15 protein-coding genes, 2 tRNA genes, 4 rRNA genes and 2 pseudogenes are annotated in these 20,601 nt (G+C 61.2%); 12 read left to right on the top strand and 11 right to left on the bottom strand.

Translation table 11 applies throughout. From position 1 onward, the window contains the following. Nucleotides 1–63 precede the first annotated feature (63 nt). The 6 genes and pseudogenes from CU110_RS01180 (at nt 64) to CU110_RS01155 (ending at nt 3,809) form a co-directional block, all read left to right on the top strand. Complete coding sequence (locus tag CU110_RS01180; RefSeq protein WP_205694052.1) at nt 64–1,083, top strand: zinc-binding dehydrogenase; 1,020 nt, start codon at nt 64–66, stop codon at nt 1,081–1,083. Beyond that, nucleotides 1,083–1,904: a hypothetical protein gene (locus CU110_RS01175; protein WP_084207779.1), complete on the top strand. Its 822-nt coding sequence runs from the start codon at nt 1,083–1,085 to the stop codon at nt 1,902–1,904. Before CU110_RS01180 ends, CU110_RS01175 begins: the two co-directional genes overlap by 1 nt. A gap of 48 nt (nt 1,905–1,952) precedes the next feature. Further along, nucleotides 1,953–2,351 (top strand): annotated as a pseudogene (locus tag CU110_RS01170) (thioesterase family protein); the annotation flags it as partial. An 86-nt stretch (nt 2,352–2,437) separates the two neighbouring features. Next, entirely contained in the window at nt 2,438–2,917 is a 480-nt protein-coding gene (locus CU110_RS01165; protein WP_084207777.1) for an aminoacyl-tRNA deacylase, read from the top strand. A 57-nt stretch (nt 2,918–2,974) separates the two neighbouring features. Further along, entirely contained in the window at nt 2,975–3,304 is a 330-nt protein-coding gene (locus tag CU110_RS01160; protein ID WP_077373554.1) for a hypothetical protein, read from the top strand. Further along, the gene (locus CU110_RS01155; protein ID WP_084207776.1) at nt 3,282–3,809 is read left to right on the top strand and encodes a DUF501 domain-containing protein; all 528 of its coding nucleotides are present in this window, start codon (nt 3,282–3,284) and stop codon (nt 3,807–3,809) included. Before CU110_RS01160 ends, CU110_RS01155 begins: the two co-directional genes overlap by 23 nt. Nucleotides 3,810–3,930: 121 nt before the next feature. Here CU110_RS01155 and CU110_RS01150 read toward each other — a convergent pair whose 3' ends face one another. Continuing rightward, nucleotides 3,931–5,271, bottom strand: coding sequence for a sodium-dependent transporter (locus tag CU110_RS01150; RefSeq protein WP_077373548.1), 1,341 nt, complete (start codon nt 5,269–5,271; stop codon nt 3,931–3,933). 132 nt (nt 5,272–5,403) lie between these two features. On the opposite strand from CU110_RS01150, the gene CU110_RS16415 reads away from it, so the two are divergent. Next, entirely contained in the window at nt 5,404–5,952 is a 549-nt protein-coding gene (locus CU110_RS16415) for a TIGR00730 family Rossman fold protein (protein WP_127734362.1), read from the top strand. A gap of 437 nt (nt 5,953–6,389) precedes the next feature. Here CU110_RS16415 and CU110_RS01140 read toward each other — a convergent pair. Continuing rightward, a pseudogene (locus CU110_RS01140) lies at nt 6,390–7,655 on the bottom strand (lysophospholipid acyltransferase family protein); the annotation flags it as partial. A gap of 186 nt (nt 7,656–7,841) precedes the next feature. Between CU110_RS01140 and CU110_RS01135 the strand changes: the two are divergent. Then, a complete protein-coding gene (locus CU110_RS01135; RefSeq protein WP_084207773.1) occupies nt 7,842–8,810 on the top strand; it encodes an NAD(P)H-quinone oxidoreductase in 969 nt (322 codons plus the stop codon). Between the two features lie 5 nt (nt 8,811–8,815). Here CU110_RS01135 and CU110_RS01130 read toward each other — a convergent pair whose 3' ends face one another. Next, complete coding sequence (locus CU110_RS01130) at nt 8,816–9,316, bottom strand: hypothetical protein (RefSeq protein WP_077373537.1); 501 nt, start codon at nt 9,314–9,316, stop codon at nt 8,816–8,818. 103 nt (nt 9,317–9,419) lie between these two features. Continuing rightward, nucleotides 9,420–9,905 carry a sel1 repeat family protein gene (locus CU110_RS01125; RefSeq protein ID WP_077373534.1) on the bottom strand — a complete coding sequence of 162 codons (486 nt, stop codon included), beginning with the start codon at nt 9,903–9,905 and terminating at the stop codon, nt 9,420–9,422. 257 nt (nt 9,906–10,162) lie between these two features. Here CU110_RS01125 and CU110_RS01120 point away from each other — a divergent pair, with 257 nt between their 5' ends. The 3 genes from CU110_RS01120 to yaaA all read left to right on the top strand — a co-directional run bounded on the left by CU110_RS01120 (nt 10,163) and on the right by yaaA (nt 12,613). Further along, on the top strand, nt 10,163–11,194 hold the full coding sequence (locus CU110_RS01120; RefSeq protein WP_077373531.1) for an NADP(H)-dependent aldo-keto reductase: 1,032 nt from the start codon (nt 10,163–10,165) through the stop codon (nt 11,192–11,194). 69 nt (nt 11,195–11,263) lie between these two features. Further along, the gene (locus tag CU110_RS01115; RefSeq protein WP_077373528.1) at nt 11,264–11,716 is read left to right on the top strand and encodes a DMT family transporter; all 453 of its coding nucleotides are present in this window, start codon (nt 11,264–11,266) and stop codon (nt 11,714–11,716) included. Between the two features lie 108 nt (nt 11,717–11,824). After that, entirely contained in the window at nt 11,825–12,613 is a 789-nt protein-coding gene (gene yaaA, locus CU110_RS01110) for a peroxide stress protein YaaA (RefSeq protein WP_077373525.1), read from the top strand. 40 nt (nt 12,614–12,653) lie between these two features. On the opposite strand, the gene CU110_RS01105 is transcribed toward yaaA, so the two are convergent. Next, the gene (locus CU110_RS01105; protein WP_240499636.1) at nt 12,654–13,259 is read right to left on the bottom strand and encodes an isochorismatase family protein; all 606 of its coding nucleotides are present in this window, start codon (nt 13,257–13,259) and stop codon (nt 12,654–12,656) included. A gap of 74 nt (nt 13,260–13,333) precedes the next feature. Here CU110_RS01105 and CU110_RS01100 point away from each other — a divergent pair, with 74 nt between their 5' ends. Next, on the top strand, nt 13,334–14,230 hold the full coding sequence (locus tag CU110_RS01100) for a Tim44-like domain-containing protein (RefSeq protein WP_077373522.1): 897 nt from the start codon (nt 13,334–13,336) through the stop codon (nt 14,228–14,230). Nucleotides 14,231–14,659: 429 nt separating this feature from the next. Here CU110_RS01100 and rrf (CU110_RS01095) read toward each other — a convergent pair. The 6 genes from rrf (CU110_RS01095) to rrf (CU110_RS01070) form a co-directional block, all read right to left on the bottom strand. After that, nucleotides 14,660–14,775 (bottom strand): 5S ribosomal RNA (gene rrf / locus CU110_RS01095). 167 nt (nt 14,776–14,942) lie between these two features. Beyond that, a 23S ribosomal RNA gene (locus CU110_RS01090) occupies nt 14,943–17,777 on the bottom strand. 207 nt (nt 17,778–17,984) lie between these two features. Then, nucleotides 17,985–18,060, bottom strand: a tRNA-Ala gene (locus CU110_RS01085). A gap of 39 nt (nt 18,061–18,099) precedes the next feature. Continuing rightward, nucleotides 18,100–18,176, bottom strand: a tRNA-Ile gene (locus tag CU110_RS01080). A gap of 76 nt (nt 18,177–18,252) precedes the next feature. Then, nucleotides 18,253–19,793, bottom strand: a 16S ribosomal RNA gene (locus tag CU110_RS01075). 549 nt (nt 19,794–20,342) lie between these two features. After that, a 5S ribosomal RNA gene (gene rrf, locus CU110_RS01070) occupies nt 20,343–20,458 on the bottom strand. Together the 16S, 23S and 5S rRNA genes with 2 tRNA genes alongside form the textbook arrangement of a ribosomal RNA operon. Nucleotides 20,459–20,601 lie beyond the last annotated feature (143 nt).

Raw genomic sequence — 20,601 nt, 5'->3', positions numbered from 1 at the left:
AATGGGTAGGGTGTGGCGCTCACTGGCCGAACTGGCCGGAATTCGTTTCAACGAGGACGTCTCATGCTCGCTTCCATGCACGCCATGGTGCTGCGCAACCCCGGCCCGGATGCCGACTTCGAATGCACGCAATGCCCACTGCCGGAACCCGGCCCCGGACAGGTGCGCATTCGCGTCGCCGCTTCCAGCGTCAACCCGCTCGATCTCAAGCTGGCCAGCGGGCAGGTCGCCCTTCTCCCCCCCGAACCCTGCATCCTGCATGGTGATGTCGCCGGCATCGTCGATGCCGTCGGAGACGATGTGCTGACCTTCTCACCGGGCGATGAAGTGCTCGGATTTGCCGGGGGTGTCGCGTCTCACCCCGGGGCGCTGGCGGATTACATGATCGCCGATGAGCGTCTGATCACCCGCAAGCCGCGCCGCCTGAGCTTCATGGAAGCCGCGGCATTGCCTGCAGTGTTCATCACCGCCTGGCAGGCGCTGGTGGAACGTGGCCAGCTGGAGGCGGGGCAACGCGTACTGATTCACGGCGGCGCCGGCGGTGTCGGTCATGTCGCACTGCAGATCGCCCGTTGCATCGGTGCGGAAGTCGCCACGACCGTCTCCACGGATGACAAGGCGCAGCTGGCACGTGCCTGTGGCGCGGACCACGTCATTCGCTACCGCGAGGAAGCGGTGGCCGACTACGTGGAGCGCCTGACGGCTGGCCAGGGCTTTGATCTGGTCTTCGATTGCGTCGGGGGTGACAACCTGGCCGCCAGCTTCGCCGCCAGCAGGCTGGGCGGGCGCATCGTGACCATCAATGCGCGCACCACGGCAGATCTCTCGCCGCTGCATGCCGGTAGTCGCAGCCTGGAAGTACTATCGATCCTGCTGCCGCTCAGCGCCGGCATCGGTCACGAGCAGCAGCGTCAGGCACTGGGCAAGCTGGTGGAACTGGTCGAGGAAGGCGAGTTCAAGGTGCGCCTGGACGAGCGCCAGTTCGACTTCCGTGAAGTCGCCGAGGCACACCGACATCAGGCCTCCGGCAAGGCACTGGGCAAGATCTCCCTACTGCGCCGCCAGTTCTGGGACGCCACTTGATGACAGCGGTACTGCATGGGGAGCTTGGCCTGCAGCTGCTCAAGCTGCTGATTTCGGTCGCGGTGGTGATCGGCCTGTCGTTGATCGCGGAGCGTCTCTCGACGCGCATGGCCGGGCTGCTGTCCGGCTATCCGCTCGGCACGGCCATCACGCTGGGCTTCATCGGGGTCGAGATTTCCCCCGAATTCGCCGGTGAGAGTGCCATCTACACGCTGGCCGGATTCTCCTCGACCCTCGCCCTGGGGGTCGGTTACTGGCTATGCGGGCGTGCAGAGGGGCTGCGCGGTGTCATCAACGGTACTCTGGGTGGCCTGCTGGGCTGGCTGGCGGCCAGCGTGATCCTGGCGCAGTTCGAGTTCACCCGTGTCAGCGGCGTGATCGTGACGCTGATCGCCATCATGCTGTGCATGCGCCTGTACCGCGACGTACCGGAAACCCGCAGTCGCAAGGCCCCGTTCTCGTGGCCTTCGCTGCTGGCGCGTGCGGGCCTCGCGGCCGGCATCGTGTTCGGCATCACCGCGCTGGCCCATCTGTTGCCACCGTCCTGGGCCGGGCTGGTGGCGGCCTTCCCTGTCACCATGTATCCGCTGTTGATCATTCTGCATCTGACTCAGGGGCCGGCCGCTGTCGCCACCGTGATCAAGCACTACCCGGCGGGCCTTGGTTCGCTGCTGTGCTATTCACTGGTGGTCTCGCTCAGCTACCCGAGCATGGGGGTCGCGGCGGGCACCCTGCTGGGGTTCGTGATCGCGACGGCATGGCTGGGCGTGTTCACGCCGCTGCAACGACGACTAGCCGCACGGCGTACAGCCAGCGTCTGAGCTTCCTGATAGGCTGAAAAGCCCGCAAGGACGCACAGGAGCGATGACATGTACTTCAAGACGCTGGAGCCGGCCTTCTTCGATACCGATGCCCTCGGACATATCAACAACACGCGCCTGCCGGCCTGGTTCGAGTGGGCGCGCAATGACCTGTTCCGCGTCTTCGTGCCGGATCTCGACCCGCGCAAATGGCCGCTGATCATGGCGCGCATCGAGGTCGACTTTCTCGCCGAGCTGCAATACGGCCAGGATGTCGAGATTCGCACCTGGCTGTCGCGGCTTGGCGGCAGCTCCTTCACCGTGACCCAGGAAGCCTGGCAGCGCGGTGTCTGCGGGGCGCGTGGCCACTGCGTGCTGGTGCAGTTCGATCATCACGCCAAGCAATCGCAGCGCATCGAAGGCGAGCTGCGCACGACCCTGCTCTCCCACCTGCACGAACACACTGACAGCGCCGAGCTGGATCTCCCTGCCCTGCGCGAGAAGGCCCGCGCGCTCGGCACGCACAGCACGGCGCCCGTCGGGAGCGTACCGGCATGACACCCGCGCTCAAGCTGCTCAAGGGCAGGCCTCACCGTACCCTGGAATATGCCCATGACCCTCGGGCGCCTGCGTATGGCGAAGAGGCTGCCCAGGCGCTGGGGCTTGAGCCGGCACGGGTCTTCAAGACACTCGTCTGTCAGCTGGAAGGCAGCAGTGCCCGCCAGCCGCTGGTGGTCGCCGTGGTGCCCGTCACCGGCACGCTGAACCTCAAGGCACTGGCGCGTGCCTGCCATGCCCGCAAGGCAGCCCTGGCCCCCCACGAGGCCGCCGAGCGCGCCACCGGCTATGTGGTCGGCGGCATCAGTCCACTGGGCCAGAAGAAGCGGCTGCCGCTGTGGGTGGATGACAGCGCCGAGGGGGTGGAGGAGATGTTCATCAGCGGTGGACGCCGAGGACTGGAGATCGGTCTCGCTCCCGCGCTACTGTGTGAACTGGGCAATGGGCAGTTCGCGCCGCTGGCGCGTGAGGACTGAGGCTCTCGCCACCTGTCACCCTGACGCTCCCTGCCGCCACGCCAGCGAGGAGGCCCGATGGGCATTCGCTACAGCAAGTGGATCTATCCGGACATGACCGAGCTGCATGCGCAGGTCGAGGCCTCGCTGGAGCAGTGGTTCGGCGAGCGCTTCGCCGACTACCCGCACATCAGCTTGCCGGGCCTTGACCCCTACGATTATGATGGCTGGTTCAATCGTCTGGCCCCGGAGCTGATGGCGCGCGGCAGTGACTACTGCGAGCGCGAGTGGCATGGCTATGTGCCGAGCCCCCAGCAGCTCAACCAGGCGTTCTTCCGGGCCGTCTCCCGGTCCAACAAGTGTGTGCTGGAGCCTGACTGCAAGCATGGTGATCCTGACCAATCATAGTCCCGACGCGCGTGAGCTCGAGATCATCGAGCGCCAGCTCGGGCGCAAGCCGCGCGGCATCCAGGCCGTGGCCGCCACCGATGGCGAGGGCACCCCGCTGGTGCTGCGCATGCATTCGCTGGTGGATGGCAAACCCTTCCCGACCCTCTACTGGCTGAGCGACGAGCGCCTCAAGATCTCGCTGTCACGCATCGAGGCCGAAGGCGTGATCAAGGAGCTGGAAGAGAGCCTCAAGACCGACGAGGAACTGCTGGCGCGCTATCGTGCCAGTCATGAAGCCTATGTCGCCGAGCGCTGGAGCTTCATGAGCGAGGCCGAGCGCAGCGCCATCGAGTCCCAGGGCTTCGCTGAGCTGATGCGTGAGCGTGGCGTCGGCGGCATCCGCGACTGGAATCAGGTGCGCTGCCTGCACACACAGTACGCCCAGCACCTCGCCTATGCCGAGGGCAATGCCATCGGGCACTGGGTCGATGCCCACTACGACGTGCTGTCCGAGCTGCCCTGAGCCCTGCCTGCGATCGAGCCGACACTCAGTCCCTCGAGCAGAGGCCGTCGGCCAGGAGGCACAAGACGCAAGAAGCCCGCCAATTGGCGGGCTTCTTGCGTCGTGCAGGGGGCGTTTCGGCTTACAGCGAGTGCGCGAACACCAAGGCGATGCACAGCGGGCAGATCAGGCGCACGTACCACGGCCAGATCTTCCAGAACAGGCTGGACTCGATGTCCGGCGCCCCGCTCTGGATCTCCTTGAGCAGCGCATGGCGCGACATTGCCCAGCCGACCAGCAGACACATCACCAGCGCGACCAGTGGCTGGCTGTACTGGGTGGTCAACATGATCACCAGACCGAACAGCGCCCCGAAGTTGGCGGCGATGGTCAGACTGATGGCCATGATGGCGGCCCCGACGGCCAGGGTGGCGGCACGCCGTCCCAGCCAGCCACGCTCGACCACGAAGGATACCGGCACTTCCAGCATCGAGATGGAGGAGGTGATGCCCGCCACGCTCATCAGCGCGAAGAACGCCACCATCAAGACGTCTCCCGCGCCACCCATCTGACCGAACAGCGCCGGCAACGTATCGAACAGCAGCGTGTCGGAGCTCTTGAGCAGGCCGTCGGCATCGAAGATCTCGACGCCCAGATGACGCGCGGCATACATGGCCGGAATCACCAGCAGGCCGGCCAGGAAGGCGATGCCGACGTCGATCAGCGTCACCAGCACGCCGAGACGCGGCAGGTTCTGCTCCGGCCCCAGATAGGAGCCGTAGATCAGCATCGCCCCCACGCCGAGCGACAGCGAGAAGAATGCCTGGCCCATCGCGCTCAGCATCAGGTCAGCATCGAAGATGCGATCCCACTGCGGGGTGAGATAGACACTCAGGCCTTCATCGGCGCCCGGCAGGGTCAGCACGTAGCCGATCAACCCCACCAGCAGGGCCAGCAGCAGCGGCATCAGACGTGTGGACCATTTCTCGATCCCGCCGCGCACGCCACCGACCACGATCGCCATGGTCAGGGCGAGGAAGACCGCCGTCAGCGAGACATTGCGCGTGAAGTCGAAGGTGGTCAGCCAGCTGGCGGCGGACGACATGCCCAGCGCCGCGCTGACCGGCGCGGCGGTATAGCCCAGCAGCCAGCCCGCGACGATGGCGTAGAAGGCCAGGATCAGGCTGGCGGTCAGCATGCCCGCCCAGCCCGCCAGCGCGCCGAAGCGCTTGGTGATGCCGCGCCCCAGACTCATGCTGGTGACGATATTGGCCTGACCATGCCGCCCGATGACCAGCTCGGCCATCAACGCCGGCCACGCCAGCAGGAAGGCCAGCACCAGATACATCACCACGAAGGCCCCGCCTCCGTTGTTGGCGGTCTGGGACGGGAAGCCCCAGACGTTGCCAAGCCCTACTGCCGAACCAGCGGCGGCCATCAAGAAGCCCAGCCGACTGGCGAAGCGTCCGCGCACCTGCGCCATCTGTCTCTCCTGCCTTGTTGTCCCGCGCCCGCCGGGGCGTCAGCGCCCGCCAGCCGTCGCCTGCGGGGGCGGCAAGGGTAGCAGAGCAGGCCCGTGAATGCAGGTACCACAACACACCTTCAGGAGAGCAACATGCATCGCATCTGTGTCTATCTGGGTTCCCGCGAGGGGGCCTCCCCGCATCACCGCCAGAAGGCCGAGGCACTGGGGACCGCGATCGCCGAACGTGGCTGGGGACTGGTCTATGGAGGAGCACGTGCCGGACTGATGGGCGCTTTGGCAGATGCCGCGCTGGCCGCAGGCGGTGAGGTGGTCGGCGTGATCCCGCAGGCGCTGGTGCGCAACGAGAAGGCACACACCGGGCTGACTCGGCTGATCGAAGTGGCGGACATGCATGAGCGCAAGGCGCAGATGGCCGCGCTGGCGGATGGTTTCGTGACCCTGCCGGGCGGGATCGGCACGCTGGAGGAGCTGTTCGAGACCTGGACCTGGCAATACCTGCGCTTTCACGCCAAGCCGATCGCCGTCCTCGACAGTGACGGCTTCTACGCGCCGCTGCTGGAATTTCTGGATCGCACCGTCGAGGCGGGCTTCCTCGACGCGGATACTCGCGCCCGCCTGATCAGCGAACGCGAGATCACTCCCCTGCTGGACCGCCTGGCCCCCGGCTCCCCGAGATAGCGGCTGCGCTTGCTGGCGGTGATGCGTCGGATATCGACCATCACCAGCCCATCGATGCAGTAGCCGAAATCGGCATCGACGCTGAAGTCGAGGAAGCGAGTGCCGCCGGGCTCGGTGACCTCGGCGTACTGCTTGTAGAGGGTCGGCACCGTCACGCCCATCGCGTCCAGCTGGGCGCGCAGGCGACGGAAATCGCCCTCGGCATCCTGACCATCGAACAGACGCTCCGCCTCATGGGCGGCACTGCCCGGTGCACTCTGCGCGACCGGTGCCCGTGCACGCGCCAGCCCCTCCTCATCCCCGTAGTAGTGGCGGTAATAGCTGACGATCAACGCCCGAGCAGCCTCCGGGTAGCTGTTGGAGAGCGTGACCGGGCCGAACAGCCAGCGAATCTCGGGGTGACGGCGCAGATAGGCACCCAGCCCCTGCCACAGGTAATCGAGACTGCGGCGCCCCCAATAGCGTGGCTGCACGAAGCTGCGCCCCAGCTCCAGGCCCTCCTGCATATGCGCGAACATCTCCGGCGTGAAGCGGAACAGGGTCGGGCTGTAGAACCCCTTCTCGCCATGTGCCGCCATGATCTTGCCCACCTCACCGATGCGATAGGCCCCGGCGATCTCGAGATCGGCGTCATCCCACAGCACCAGATGGCGGTAATGCGCGTCGTAACGGTCAATGTCACGACGCTCTCCCGTCCCTTCGCCGACGCGGCGGAAGCTCAACTCGCGCAGCCGACCGATCTCGCGCATCACGCTGGAACCGGGAAAGGCATCGAACAGGTAGATCTTCTTGCCGTCGCGGGTCTCACCCAGCAGCTCACACGGCGTCAGTTCCTCACGCAGCGCCTGGCGCTCCTCCGGATGACCGATGGCCTTCTCGGTCACGAACAGCCCGCGCTTGCCGCGTCCGATGCGATAGAGATGCTTGCGCAGCAGGCGTGTCTTGGCATTGGTGCTCAGGGCATCACTGTCGAGACGCGCCAGCGGAATCAGTTCCCCGATGCGCAGCTTGAGCTGACGTTCGCGCTGGCGAAACATCTCGTGGGCCAGCAGGGGCGTGCCGAAGCCACGGTTGATCGATGACAGGGTGTAGAAGAGTGTCGAGTTGCGACCACTGACGTGAATCGGCAGTACCGGCGCGTTGGTCTTGCGCGCGAAATGCAGGAAACCCGACAGCCACTTGCCGTCACGCGGCCCGGTCGGTCCTGCGCGCGAGACCTCTCCGGCCGGGAAGATGATCACGGCCTCTTCATTCATCAGTGCCTCGCAGATCTGGGTGCTGCTCCTGCGATACCCGCGGCGACTGAGGTTGTCCAGCGGCAGCAGCAAGGGCGCCAGCGGCTCGACCTTCATCAGGATGTCGTTGGCGACGATCTTCACGTCACGCCGCACCTCCCCGACCAGCTTGAGCAACGCGAGCCCATCCAGCGAGCCCAGCGGGTGGTTGGCGACGATCACCACTCGCCCGTAGGCAGGGATGTTCTCGCGCTCCCGCGAGGAGACGGAGTAGGCGAAGGAGAAGTGATCGAGCACACGGTCGATGAAGTCAAAACCGCGCAGACCGGCATGCTCGGCGAGGAAGGCATTGATCTCGCTCTCGTGAACCAGACGCCGCAGCAGCGCCAGCGCCGGGCGACGAATCAGAGGGTGGCGCCTGGCAAAGGCGGGATACTTGGCGGCGATGACACGGGCGGTATCGATCATGCTCACTCCTTTGCGCAACGCGGTGCGTCACTCGCAGTCTGAAACAGAGGCTTGATATCACGTCAGAATCGCGCCACTTCATGACAGGTGCGTCACAGTCCCCGTACAGTGAGATGACAGACATCCGTCTGAGGACGGAGCGATCACAGCAAGGCAGCCACGATTGCCAAGCCAAGGAGATAGCGAATGTATGCGATAGCCGTCGAGAACGAGGCGCTGGTCTGGCAGGAAACCGAGGCCCCTTCAGGTATCGCCTCGGACGAGGTGCGTATCCAGGTGGCCTGGGCCGGCGTCAACCGCGCGGATCTGATGCAGCGCGCCGGGCAGTATCCGCCCCCGGCCGGGGAAAGCGAGATTCTCGGTCTCGAGGTCAGCGGCACCATCCTCGAGGTGGGCAGACACGTGGAACGCTTCCAGGTGGGGGACCCGGTCTGTGCCCTGCTGGCAGGCGGAGGCTATGCCGAAGAGGTGGTGGTCAATGTCCTGCAGGTACTGCCGGTGCCGGAGGGCTTCGGCCTGCGTGAGGCGGCCGCCCTGCCGGAGATGTTCGCCACCGCCTGGCTGAACCTGTTCATCGAGGGCAACCTCAAGCACAAGGAACGCGTCCTGCTGCACGCCGGGGCCAGCGGTATCGGCACCACTGCCATCCAGCTGTGCGGCCTGTTCGGCCATCCCTGCTTTGTGACCGTCGGCAGTCAGGAGAAGCTGGACACCTGCCTGCGACTGGGGGCCGATGCCGGCTGGAATCGCCACGATGGCAGTTTCGTCGATGCCGTGAACGAATGGGGCGGCGCTGACATGATTCTCGACCCGGTCGGCGGCGGCTACCTGTCAGGCAATCAGCAGGTCCTGAACCAGGATGGCCGCATGGTATTGATCGGCCTGATGGGCGGACGCATGGACGAGCTGGATCTGGGCCGCATGCTGATGAAGCGCCAGCGGTTGATCGGCTCGACCCTGCGTTCCCGCTCGCCCAAGGGCAAGGGCATGGTGCTGGATGCACTCTATGTCCACGTCTGGCCACGCCTGGCGCGAGGCGAGATACGTCCGCATATCGACAAGAGCTGGCCGATCCAGGACGCCGAGGCTGCACATGCCTATGTGCAGGACAACGCCAGCACCGGCAAGGTGCTGCTGGCGGTAAGCGGGGCCTGAGTCGCTCAGTCGTTGCGCTCGATGGCCTGGGCCTTCTGCCAGGTCAGTTGCAGCAGACGGGCATCATCTCCAGCGCGATGGCGCTGGATGCCGCCTTCGGCGATCACGGCTTCCTTGAGCTCGGCCCAGCGATTCAGCTGCTCCTCATCCAGCAGCCGGCGCAGCGCTTCCAGCCGGAAGTGCGGCAGCATGCCGGCATGATGGAACAGCAACGACAACCAGGTATTGTCGTAGCCCCAGCTATCGCTGTACGCGATACGTGTCTCGCTTAGCTCATCATTGATCCACTGCGCCACTTCCCGCACCGGGCGACCTTCACGTGCCAATCGGGCGCGTGAAATGCCATGCAACAACTCAGCCTTGGGGTCCCAGTGCACCCACTCTTCCAGCGGCTGGATGAGGAAGGCACAGCTGCTGCCATCGGTACGCGCCAGACCGATCTCGATCGGGTAGCTGCCGCGGCCAAAGCCGGAGGCTTCAATATCGAGCAGAATAGGCAGCGTCACACGCGTCTCCCACGGTATCTCAGGCAGCCAAGGACCAGGCAAGAAGGGGTTGAATGTCTTCAGGTTACGGGAATTGCCCCCCGTTTGGCGAGTCCTGATTGGCTCAGTGGAGGGCGGCTTCGTCACCGCTGCGTGCATGCGCTTCCCAGTGCTCCGCCTTGTGCGGGCAGACCGCCAGCCCCAGCGAGCCTTCACGATAGGCACGTGCCAGACGCTGCGCGGCAAGCGCATGATGACGCTCTGCCGCACGTGCATACCAGGTCACGGCCTTGGCCGGGTCACTCTGGTATTGCGCGCAGCCATGCTCGTAGATGCACCCTGCCTGGTACTGGGCATGGATGTCACCCGCCTGTGCCGCCTTGACGACGAAACGGGCACCCTTGGCCTTTTCCTGCGCCGAACTGCCGCGCTGGAACAGCATGTGGCCGTACAATGACAGCGCACCGGTATGACCGGCCTTAGCGCAGTGATTGAACAGACGCATGGTCAGACGATGCTTCTGCTGAGAGCCGGAAAGCCAGGAGGCGTGGAACAGACGCTCCGCCAGGCGGTATTTCAGTCCGGTCATCAGGGTTGAGGCCTGCGGCATGACGAGTAACCTTGAAACAGATAAGAGGGATGACGCCGTATCTGGCCCTTTCCTGAGCCTGCGACGCTGTTCTCCTTGCCAACGCTGTCAGTTTGCCCATGCGGGCGGCCTCGCGAGGCTGCTCCCCTGACAACGGGGCGCCAAGCATACTCGCGCAATCAGGGGGACTCAAGCCCGCCTTGTGGGTTTTTGTTACGCTGCTAATATGTGCGCCGTCCCGCGAGTGAATTGCCAACCACCCGACAGGGGAATCCTGCATGCAACGTAGAGCTCTAGGCCGCACCGGCATTGACGTGAGTCTGCTGTGCCTTGGCACCATGACCTTTGGTGAGCAGAACAGCGAAGCCGATGCCCACCAGCAGCTGGATCGTGCGCTCGATGCCGGCATCGACTTCATCGATACCGCCGAGATGTACCCTGTCCCGCCCAATGGCGAGACCCAGGGCCGCACCGAGCAGTACATCGGCAGCTGGCTGGCCGCACGCGGCAACCGTGACCAGGTCAAGATCGCCACCAAGGTCACCGGCCCGGGCATGGACTACCTCCGCGGTGGTTCACGCCTGACCCGCGAGCAGATCATCGCCGCCTGTGACGACAACCTGCGCCGCCTGGGCACCGATTACATCGACCTCTATCAGCTGCATTGGCCGGATCGCAAGACCAACTTCTTCGGCAAGCTGGGTTACCAGCCGGTGGAAGACGAGGACATGACGCCGCTGGAAGAAAGCCTCTCCGCGCTTGGCGAACTGGTCACCGCGGGCAAGATTCGCGCCGTGGGTCTGTCCAACGAGACGCCCTGGGGCGTGATGCAGTGCCTGAATCTGGCCGAGCGCCTGAATCTGCCGCGCGTCGCCAGCGTCCAGAATCCCTACAATCTGGTCAACCGCAGCTTTGAGGTCGGGCTGGCCGAGTTCGCGCACCGCGAAGATGTGGGCCTGCTCGCCTATTCGCCGCTGGCCTTCGGCACCCTGTCCGGCAAGTATCTGGATGGCGCCCGTCCGGAAGGCGCGCGTCTGACCCTGTTCGAGCGCTTCCAGCGCTACAACGCGGAGCCGGCCCAGCACGTCATCGCCTGCTACGTGGATATCGCACGCCGTCATGGCCTGAACCCGGCGCAGATGGCACTCGCCTTCGTCAACACGCGTCCGTTCCTGACCAGCAACATCATCGGTGCCACCACCATGCTGCAGCTGGAGAGCAACATCAAAAGCCTCGAGGTGGAACTGAGCGACGAGGTGCTGGCCGAGATCGAGATGATCCACAACACCGCGCCGAACCCCTGCCCCTGATCTGCCCCTGACGCGCAACCCCGACAGGCCGGTCGTGATGACCGGCCTGTTCGTCTCCAAGGAAACCCCATGAATCCCGCTGAACTGAGCATGATTCTCATGGCCGTGGCCGCCGGTGCCATGATGCCGATCCAGGCCGGCGTCAATTCCACGCTGGCCCTGCAGACCCACAGTTCGCTCATGGCCGCCATGGTCAGCTTCGTGATCGGCTCGATCGCCCTGATCGGTATCGTGCTGGCCATGCGATTGCCCATGCCGGGCATTGGTGCCCTGAAAGCGGCTCCCTGGTGGAGCTGGACCGGTGGTCTGCTGGGGGCCTTCTTCGTGGCAGCCAGCGTGATCCTGGTACCCAAGCTGGGCGCGGCCACCATGATGGCCACCTTCCTGGCGGGCCAGCTGACGGCTTCGGTCGTTCTGGATCACTTCGGTTGGGCAACCTTCCCGCAGCATGATCTCTCGCTGGGGCGCGTGGCGGGCGTGCTGTTGCTGTTCGCTGGCGTCTTCCTGATCCGACGCTATTGATGCCTTTGGCGTCACGCATCGCAATCTATGGCCCCGATAGTCCCGACGGACTCGGGGCCATGTTGTCTGCCTGATATACTGAGACCTTTCCCCTGTCAGGAGGTCTTCATGCTGAGTGTGATTTCGCCCGCCAAGTCGCTGGATTTCGACAGCGCCCCCGTGACCTCCCGTCATACCCAACCCGACTTTCTTGATCAGGCTCAACCACTGATCGATATCCTGCGCGAGCAATCACCGCAGGACATCGCAAGCCTCATGAAGCTTTCCGACAAGCTGGCCGGCCTCAATGCCGCTCGCTTTCAGGAATGGCAGCCCCCCTTCACGCCAGACAATGCCAAGCAGGCGGTACTGGCCTTTCAGGGAGATGTCTATCAGGGCATGGCGGCAGAAACGTTCAGCGAGGAAGAATTCGAGCGCGCGCAACACAGGCTGCGCATTCTCTCCGGCCTCTACGGGCTACTGCGCCCGCTGGATCTCATCCAGCCGTATCGCCTGGAGATGGGCACCCGCCTGAGCAACCCGGCCGGCAAGGACCTCTACGCCTACTGGCGCAAGACGCTGACGCCGGCACTGGAGCAGGCCGTCGAAGACAGTGGCACGCCGATACTGGTCAATCTGGCCTCCAACGAGTACTTCAAGGCCATCGACGCCAAGGCATTCCGCCACCGTATCGTGACGCCGGTCTTCAAGGACGAGAAGAATGGTCAGTCCAAGATCATCAGCTTCTACGCCAAGCGTGCACGCGGCCTGATGAGCGCCTGGATGCTCAAGCACGATATCGAGACGGCCGAGGACCTCAAGGACTTCGATGTGGCCGGTTACCGCTTCTCCAATGCCGCCTCAGAGGGCGATACGCTGGTCTTCACGCGCAGTGAAGCCGACGCGGCACGCGCCTGACGCGCGTCCTGCAGGTCGCCCTTGCAGGTCGCCCTGCGACTCACCCACCCAACCCGGGGAACGCCAGGTGCTCTCCTGCCCGGGGTTTGAGATAACGGCGATGAATATCACCGAAAAGGACGTGATCCGCGCTTCCAAGCCATTCGTAAGCCACCATCTCGGCGCTGACGACACTGGCCCCCGCCGCCTCGCAGCGGGTCACTCCCAATGCTGCCTCACGCGGGCGGCGACTGGCGACACCATCAGCTACCAGCGCCACTCGATACCCCGCACCGCATAGTGACAGCACGGTCTGCATCACGCAGACATGCGCCTCGGCACCACATACCACCAGCTGATCACATCCGCTCTGCTCCAGCGCCTTTCGAAAATCCTGCGCCTCCAGCGCGCTGAAGCTGCGCTTGGTGAAGCAGCGGGTTCGCTCGCTCAGCAAGTGTGTCATGGGAGCACTTTCGCCCAGCTTGTCCGGACAGTGCTCCGTCAGCCACACGGGAATTTCCAGCGCCTGGGCGATGCCGCCCAGCCAGATGGCACTGTTGATGGCTTCGGTTCCGCCACTCAGTACCGGCATCAGGCGGGCCTGAAAGTCGATCAGCAACAACAATGACCGCCTCGCCATCAGGTGTTGAGACTTTTCGTCGTCCATTGGTCCTCCCACGTCGATTCTAGGGCTAGAATGGGGCTTCCACTTACACGCTAGCGCATCCAAGGAGATCCCACATGCGCCATCTGTTCATCATGCTGATGGTCGGCTTGCTCGGCTTCGGTCTGAGCGTCGAACACGCGGAGGCCAAGCGCCTCGGCGGCGGCAAGAGTTTCGGTAGCTACTCACGATCCGCTGACAGCGGAAAATCCTCCAGCTCACTATTTGGCAGCAACAAGGCCACCAACAGCAGCACTGCAGCGAAGTCCAAGCCCTCCAGCGGTCTGTCCAAGTTTGCCGGCCCGCTGGCAGGTCTGCTGGCAGGCGGACTGCTGGCATCGCTGTTCTTCGGCGGCGCCTTCGATGGTCTGCGCATGACAGACTTCCTGATCATCGCGGTGATCGCCTTCATCGCCTTTAAGTTCCTGAGCGCGCGCAAGAAGGCCGCCATGGCGAGCGGCGGGCCGGCAGGCAGCGGTAGCGCCTCCCCCCGTCACGATGATCAGCCACGTAACGTGCAGGCACGTGAAGCGCACCAGGAGCAGGGCGAGTCGCTGGCGCCTGCTGGCGGTATCGGTGCAGGGCTGGGCGGCGGAGCTCCCGTCAGTGAGCCGGCCTGGTTCGACAAGGAACAGTTCCTCGGTGGTGCCAAGGAGCACTTCATGACCCTGCAACGCGCCTGGGACAACAATGACCTGCCGCGCATCCAGGAATACGTGACGCCGGAGCTCTACAACATGCTGCGCGAAGAACGCGCTCAGCAGCCAGCCAACAACCGTACCGAAGTCGTGCGTCTGTTCGCTGAACTGGGCAGCGTGCAGGAAATCGGCAAGCAGGCGGAAGCGACAGTGCTGTTCCACGGCGTGCTCGACGAGAATGGCGAGCAGAACGAGTTCAACGAGACCTGGCACCTGGTCCGTGAGCTGCGCGATGGTGCAGACTGGTACATTCAGGGTATCGAGCAGAACAGCTAAACAGCTCCTCCCTCCCTGATGCGGTCTTCACACTGTGAGGACTCCATCAGATACCAGAGCGGCCGGATGATCACTCATCCGGCCACTTTTTTTTGCCTGCAAGGCAAGGAGCCAGACGGCAGACATAAAAAAACCGGCCACTGGGGAAGTGGCCGGCGGACTGGCTGCTCGACTGCAAGGCAGGAGTGCCATATCTCAAAAAGTCTGCTGATGGGATAGCACAGACAAGTTTCTAAGCAAGGGAACGTCGAAACTCACCTACTCAGAGTCTGGCATGACGCTTTAGTTCACCCTGATGAAGAAAAAGTCGAGCAACTCCGAGGTGCGAAACCCGCGACGCCTGACTCTCTTCTCTTTCGTGCCACTTTTCTCCTACGCACAAAGAGAACCGCCCCTGCAGCAAGGCTACAGGGGCGGTTCAGTATAAGTGCCTGACGATGACCTACTCTCACATGGAGAAACTCCACACTACCATCGGCGCTAAGCGGTTTCACTTCCGAGTTCGGCATGGGATCGGGTGGTTCACGCTCGCTATGGTCGTCAGGCGAAACGGTGGCACCTTGCGGTGCCTGAGTCTCGAGGCTTGTGGCCTCGCGACTCGCAATATGAATCATGCTGACCGATATGTCGTCGATCCTGTCGCAATCCCGGCGGTTCGTCGCAATCCCGGCGGTTTCCCGGCGTTTACCTAAGCAAACCCCTTGGGTGTTATATGGTCAAGCCTCACGGGCAATTAGTACTGGTTAGCTCAACACATTGCTGTGCTTCCACACCCAGCCTATCAACCTTGTAGTCTTCAAGGGCCCTTCAGGAGGCGCAAGGCCTCAGGGAAGTCTCATCTTGAAGGGGGCTTCCCGCTTAGATGCTTTCAGCGGTTATCCCGTCCGAACGTAGCTACCGGGCAATGCCATTGGCATGACAACCCGAACACCAGAGGTTCGTCCACTCCGGTCCTCTCGTACTAGGAGCAGCTCTTCTCAAACTTCCGACGCCCACGGCAGATAGGGACCGAACTGTCTCACGACGTTCTAAACCCAGCTCGCGTACCACTTTAAATGGCGAACAGCCATACCCTTGGGACCGACTTCAGCCCCAGGATGTGATGAGCCGACATCGAGGTGCCAAACACCGCCGTCGATGTGAACTCTTGGGCGGTATCAGCCTGTTATCCCCGGAGTACCTTTTATCCGTTGAGCGATGGCCCTTCCATACAGAACCACCGGATCACTAGAACCTACTTTCGTACCTGCTCGACGTGTCTGTCTCGCAGTCAAGCACCCTTATGCTCTTGCACTCAATGCACGATTTCCAACCGTGCTGAGGGTACCTTCGTGCTCCTCCGTTACTCTTTAGGAGGAGACCGCCCCAGTCAAACTACCCACCATACACTGTCCTCGATCCGGCTCCACCGCATCTGGCGACGCGGTTTCAAAGCCTCCCAGCTATCCTACACAGACAACATCAGCATCCAGTGTAAAGCTATAGTAAAGGTTCACGGGGTCTTTCCGTCTAGCCGCGGGTACACAGCATCTTCACTGCGATTTCAATTTCACTGAGTCTCGGGTGGAGACAGCGTGGCCATCATTACGCCATTCGTGCAGGTCGGAACTTACCCGACAAGGAATTTCGCTACCTTAGGACCGTTATAGTTACGGCCGCCGTTTACCGGGGCTTCGATCAAGAGCTTCGGACGAATCCTAACCCCATCAATTAACCTTCCGGCACCGGGCAGGCGTCACACCCTATACGTCCGCTTGCGCGTTTGCAGAGTGCTGTGTTTTTAATAAACAGTTGCAGCCACCTGGTATCTTCGACCGGTAAGAGCTTACGGAGCAAGTCCTTCACTCGAACCGGTGCACCTTCTCCCGAAGTTACGGTGCCATTTTGCCTAGTTCCTTCACCCGAGTTCTCTCAAGCGCCTTGGTATTCTCTACCTGACCACCTGTGTCGGTTTGGGGTACGGTCGCATGTGATCTGAAGCTTAGAGGCTTTTCCTGGAAGCGTGGCATCGATGACTTCCTGACCGTGGTCAGTTCGTCTCGCATCTCGACCTCAGAGGAACCGGATTTGCCTGATTCCTCGGCCTACATGCTTTCACCAGGACAACCAACGCCTGGCTCACCTAGCCTTCTTCGTCCCCCCATCGCAACCACATCCGGTACGGGAATATTAACCCGTTTCCCATCGACTACGCGTTTCCGCCTCGCCTTAGGGGCCGACTCACTCTGCTCCGATTAACGTAGAACAGAAAACCTTGGTCTTCCGGCGGGGGAGTTTTTCACTCCCCTTATCGTTACTCATGTCAGCATTCGCACTCGTGATACCTCCAGCAGACTTCTCAATCCACCTTCATTGGCTTACACGACGCTCCTCTACCGCTCATCCATAAGGATGAACCCGTAGCTTCGGTACCTGATTTAGCCCCGTTATATCTTCCGCGCAGGCCGACTCGACTAGTGAGCTATTACGCTTTCTTTAAAGGATGGCTGCTTCTAAGCCAACCTCCTAGCTGTCTGAGCCTTCCCACATCGTTTCCCACTTAATCAGGATTTTGGGACCTTAGCTGACGGTCTGGGTTGTTTCCCTTTTCACAACGGACGTTAGCACCCGCTGTGTGTCTCCCACGCTGCACTCACTGGTATTCGGAGTTTGCCTCGGGTTGGTAAGTCGGGATGACCCCCTAGCCGAAACAGTGCTCTACCCCCAGCGGTGATACGTGAGGCGCTACCTAAATAGCTTTCGAGGAGAACCAGCTATCTCCGGGCTTGATTAGCCTTTCACTCCGATCCACAGCTCATCCCAGCATTTTTCAACATACTTGGGTTCGGGCCTCCAATTGATGTTACTCAATCTTCACCCTGGCCATGGATAGATCGCCCGGTTTCGGGTCTATACCCTGCGACTGGTCGCCCAGTTAAGACTCGCTTTCGCTACGCCTCCCCTATACGGTTAAGCTCGCCACAGAATATAAGTCGCTGACCCATTATACAAAAGGTACGCGGTCACACCACGAAGGTGCTCCCACTGCTTGTACGCATACGGTTTCAGGATCTATTTCACTCCCCTCGCCGGGGTTCTTTTCGCCTTTCCCTCACGGTACTGGTTCACTATCGGTCAGCCAGGAGTATTTAGCCTTGGAGGATGGTCCCCCCATGTTCAGTCAAGGTTTCTCGTGCCCCGACCTACTCGATTTCACGATACTCAGACTTCGACTACGGGACTATCACCCTGTATCGTCAAGCTTCCCAGCTTGTTCGTCTGTCAGTTGTATCGCTTAAGGGCTGGTCCCCGTTCGCTCGCCGCTACTTGGGGAATCTCGGTTGATTTCTTTTCCTCCGGGTACTTAGATGTTTCAGTTCCCCGGGTTTGCCTCTATAGGTTATGTATTGGCCTATAGATACTCACCTGATGGTGAGTGGGTTTCCCCATTCGGAAATCGTTGGGTCGCAGGGTATTTGCCACCTCGCCAACGCTTATCGCAGGCTATCACGTCCTTCATCGCCTCTGGCTGCCAAGGCATCCACCGTATGCGCTTAATCGCTTGACCATATAACCCCAAGGGGTCTGTCAAGGATTACGAATCTGTCGGACCTCTCCGACATATCGTTTTCCATCGTCAGCATGATTCACATTGTTAAAGAGCGGCTGTTCAGAGAACAGTGAGAAGTCACACAACCTTCTCGAGGAAGGCGATATGCTTGTCACTGTGAACTGTCAGCATTATCAGGTAGTAGAAGCTTGAACCGGAACTTGATGGTGGAGCCAAGCGGGATCGAACCGCTGACCTCCTGCGTGCAAGGCAGGCGCTCTCCCAGCTGAGCTATGGCCCCAAAAGTCGGCAAACCGTGTCGACAAAAGCACGAAGCTTTTGGTGGGTCTGGGCAGATTTGAACTGCCGACCTCACCCTTATCAGGGGTGCGCTCTAACCAACTGAGCTACAGACCCGACACTACTACTCGATAAACTAACTTGATCAGGTAATTCGTTGTGAGCACTTGCCGCGAGCAGTAGACAGTGTCGATAAGGAGGTGATCCAGCCCCAGGTTCCCCTAGGGCTACCTTGTTACGACTTCACCCCAGTCATGAACCACACCGTGGTGATCGCCCTCCCGAAGGTTAGGCTAACCACTTCTGGTGCAGTCCACTCCCATGGTGTGACGGGCGGTGTGTACAAGGCCCGGGAACGTATTCACCGTGGCATTCTGATCCACGATTACTAGCGATTCCGACTTCATGGAGTCGAGTTGCAGACTCCAATCCGGACTGAGGCAAGCTTTATGGGATTGGCTCCACGTCGCCGTATTGCAACCCTTTGTACTTGCCATTGTAGCACGTGTGTAGCCCTACCCGTAAGGGCCATGATGACTTGACGTCGTCCCCACCTTCCTCCGGTTTGTCACCGGCAGTCTCCTTAGAGTTCCCGACATTACTCGCTGGCAAATAAGGATAGGGGTTGCGCTCGTTACGGGACTTAACCCAACATTTCACAACACGAGCTGACGACAGCCATGCAGCACCTGTCTCAGAGTTCCCGAAGGCACCAATCCATCTCTGGAAAGTCCTCTGGATGTCAAGGGTAGGTAAGGTTCTTCGCGTTGCATCGAATTAAACCACATGCTCCACCGCTTGTGCGGGCCCCCGTCAATTCATTTGAGTTTTAACCTTGCGGCCGTACTCCCCAGGCGGTCAACTTATTGCGTTAGCTGCGCCACTAAGTCCTCAAGGGACCCAACGGCTAGTTGACATCGTTTACGGCGTGGACTACCAGGGTATCTAATCCTGTTTGCTACCCACGCTTTCGCACCTCAGTGTCAGTGTCAGTCCAGAAGGCCGCCTTCGCCACTGGTATTCCTCCCGATCTCTACGCATTTCACCGCTACACCGGGAATTCTACCTTCCTCTCCTGCACTCTAGCCAAGCAGTTCCAGATGCCGTTCCCAGGTTGAGCCCGGGGCTTTCACACCTGGCTGACTTAGCCACCTACGCGCGCTTTACGCCCAGTAATTCCGATTAACGCTTGCACCCTCCGTATTACCGCGGCTGCTGGCACGGAGTTAGCCGGTGCTTCTTCTGCGAGTGATGTCTTTCCTCGGGAGTATTAATCCCGAAGCGTTCTTCCTCGCTGAAAGTGCTTTACAACCCGAAGGCCTTCTTCACACACGCGGCATGGCTGGATCAGGCTTTCGCCCATTGTCCAATATTCCCCACTGCTGCCTCCCGTAGGAGTCTGGGCCGTGTCTCAGTCCCAGTGTGGCTGATCATCCTCTCAGACCAGCTACGGATCGTCGCCTTGGTGAGCCGTTACCTCACCAACAAGCTAATCCGACATGGGCTCATCCGATAGCGCAAGGTCCGAAGATCCCCTGCTTTCTCCCGTAGGACGTATGCGGTATTAGCCTGAGTTTCCCCAGGTTGTCCCCCACTATCGGGCAGATTCCCATGCATTACTCACCCGTCCGCCGCTCGACGCCTTCTAGCAAGCTAGAATCGTTTCCGCTCGACTTGCATGTGTTAAGCCTGCCGCCAGCGTTCAATCTGAGCCATGATCAAACTCTTCAGTTGAAAGCTTGATAGTCTGTTAAGCAGACCAAACTTGGTTCAGAGTCAAACTTCTCGTGAGAGGCTTGCTCCGATATTTGGTGACCTTGTCACCACTCATCGGCAAGCGCTCACACGAATTACCTGATCAAATTTTTAAAGAGCGTCGCTGTTAAGCGAGGAGGCATATTCTATCCGGAACGCTTGAGAAGTCAAGCACTTGATGATGAGTCAATCGACTGCCTCTAAGCATCATTCCAAGCGGTGAGGAGCGTTGCTCGATCACCTGTTCCGTAAGGAGTGCGGCGTATTCTAGCGAATCGCCCGGGATTGTCAATCGATGATTTGGAAGCGGACTTCAAAAACATCAAATAAAACAATCACCTGCAAACCTCTTTCACCGCTGGTAACGCCATGCGTCCCCGGCAGCGGATGCGTACTTTACGCACCAGCAAGGCTTTTAAACATCCAGCCATGCTTCTCCGAGCACGACTTTTCCTGAGCACCACTTTTTCTCTGCGCACAAAGAGAACCGCCCCTGCAGCTGGGCTGCAGGGGCGGTTCAGTATAAGTGCCTGACGATGACCTACTCTCACATGGAGAAACTCCACACTACCATCGGCGCTAAGCGGTTTCACTTCCGAGTTCGGCATGGGATCGGGTGGTTCACGCTCGCTATGGTCGTCAGGCGAAACGGTGGCATCCTTGCGGATGCCTGAGCTCCTCGAGGCTTGTGGCCTCGCGAACTCGCAATATGAATCATGCTGACCGATATGTCGTCGATCCTGTCGCAATCCCGGCGGTTTACCGAAGCAAACCCCTTGGGTGTTAT

It is taken from the genome of Cobetia sp. ICG0124 (assembly GCF_004006355.1).
Classification (GTDB): Bacteria; Pseudomonadota; Gammaproteobacteria; order Pseudomonadales; family Halomonadaceae; genus Cobetia; species Cobetia marina.
Note: the sequence above shows the minus strand (reverse complement) of the source record. Positions and strands in the feature narration are given on the sequence as shown.

What these genes read in the sequence shown, in the direction of transcription:
- CU110_RS01100 (WP_077373522.1), top strand. Translation starts at nt 13,334, where the DNA reads ATGCGCCATCTGTTCATCATGCTGATGGTCGGCTTGCTCGGCTTCGGT.
- CU110_RS01155 (WP_084207776.1), top strand. Translation starts at nt 3,282, where the DNA reads ATGGTGATCCTGACCAATCATAGTCCCGACGCGCGTGAGCTCGAGATC.
- CU110_RS01165 (WP_084207777.1), top strand. Translation starts at nt 2,438, where the DNA reads ATGACACCCGCGCTCAAGCTGCTCAAGGGCAGGCCTCACCGTACCCTG.
- CU110_RS01135 (WP_084207773.1), top strand. Translation starts at nt 7,842, where the DNA reads ATGTATGCGATAGCCGTCGAGAACGAGGCGCTGGTCTGGCAGGAAACC.
- CU110_RS16415 (WP_127734362.1), top strand. Translation starts at nt 5,404, where the DNA reads ATGCATCGCATCTGTGTCTATCTGGGTTCCCGCGAGGGGGCCTCCCCG.
- CU110_RS01115 (WP_077373528.1), top strand. Translation starts at nt 11,264, where the DNA reads ATGAATCCCGCTGAACTGAGCATGATTCTCATGGCCGTGGCCGCCGGT.
- CU110_RS01180 (WP_205694052.1), top strand. Translation starts at nt 64, where the DNA reads ATGCTCGCTTCCATGCACGCCATGGTGCTGCGCAACCCCGGCCCGGAT.
- CU110_RS01125 (WP_077373534.1), bottom strand. Translation starts at nt 9,905, where the DNA reads ATGCCGCAGGCCTCAACCCTGATGACCGGACTGAAATACCGCCTGGCG.
- CU110_RS01160 (WP_077373554.1), top strand. Translation starts at nt 2,975, where the DNA reads ATGGGCATTCGCTACAGCAAGTGGATCTATCCGGACATGACCGAGCTG.
- yaaA (WP_077373525.1), top strand. Translation starts at nt 11,825, where the DNA reads ATGCTGAGTGTGATTTCGCCCGCCAAGTCGCTGGATTTCGACAGCGCC.
- CU110_RS01175 (WP_084207779.1), top strand. Translation starts at nt 1,083, where the DNA reads ATGACAGCGGTACTGCATGGGGAGCTTGGCCTGCAGCTGCTCAAGCTG.
- CU110_RS01120 (WP_077373531.1), top strand. Translation starts at nt 10,163, where the DNA reads ATGCAACGTAGAGCTCTAGGCCGCACCGGCATTGACGTGAGTCTGCTG.
- CU110_RS01105 (WP_240499636.1), bottom strand. Translation starts at nt 13,259, where the DNA reads ATGGACGACGAAAAGTCTCAACACCTGATGGCGAGGCGGTCATTGTTG.
- CU110_RS01150 (WP_077373548.1), bottom strand. Translation starts at nt 5,271, where the DNA reads ATGGCGCAGGTGCGCGGACGCTTCGCCAGTCGGCTGGGCTTCTTGATG.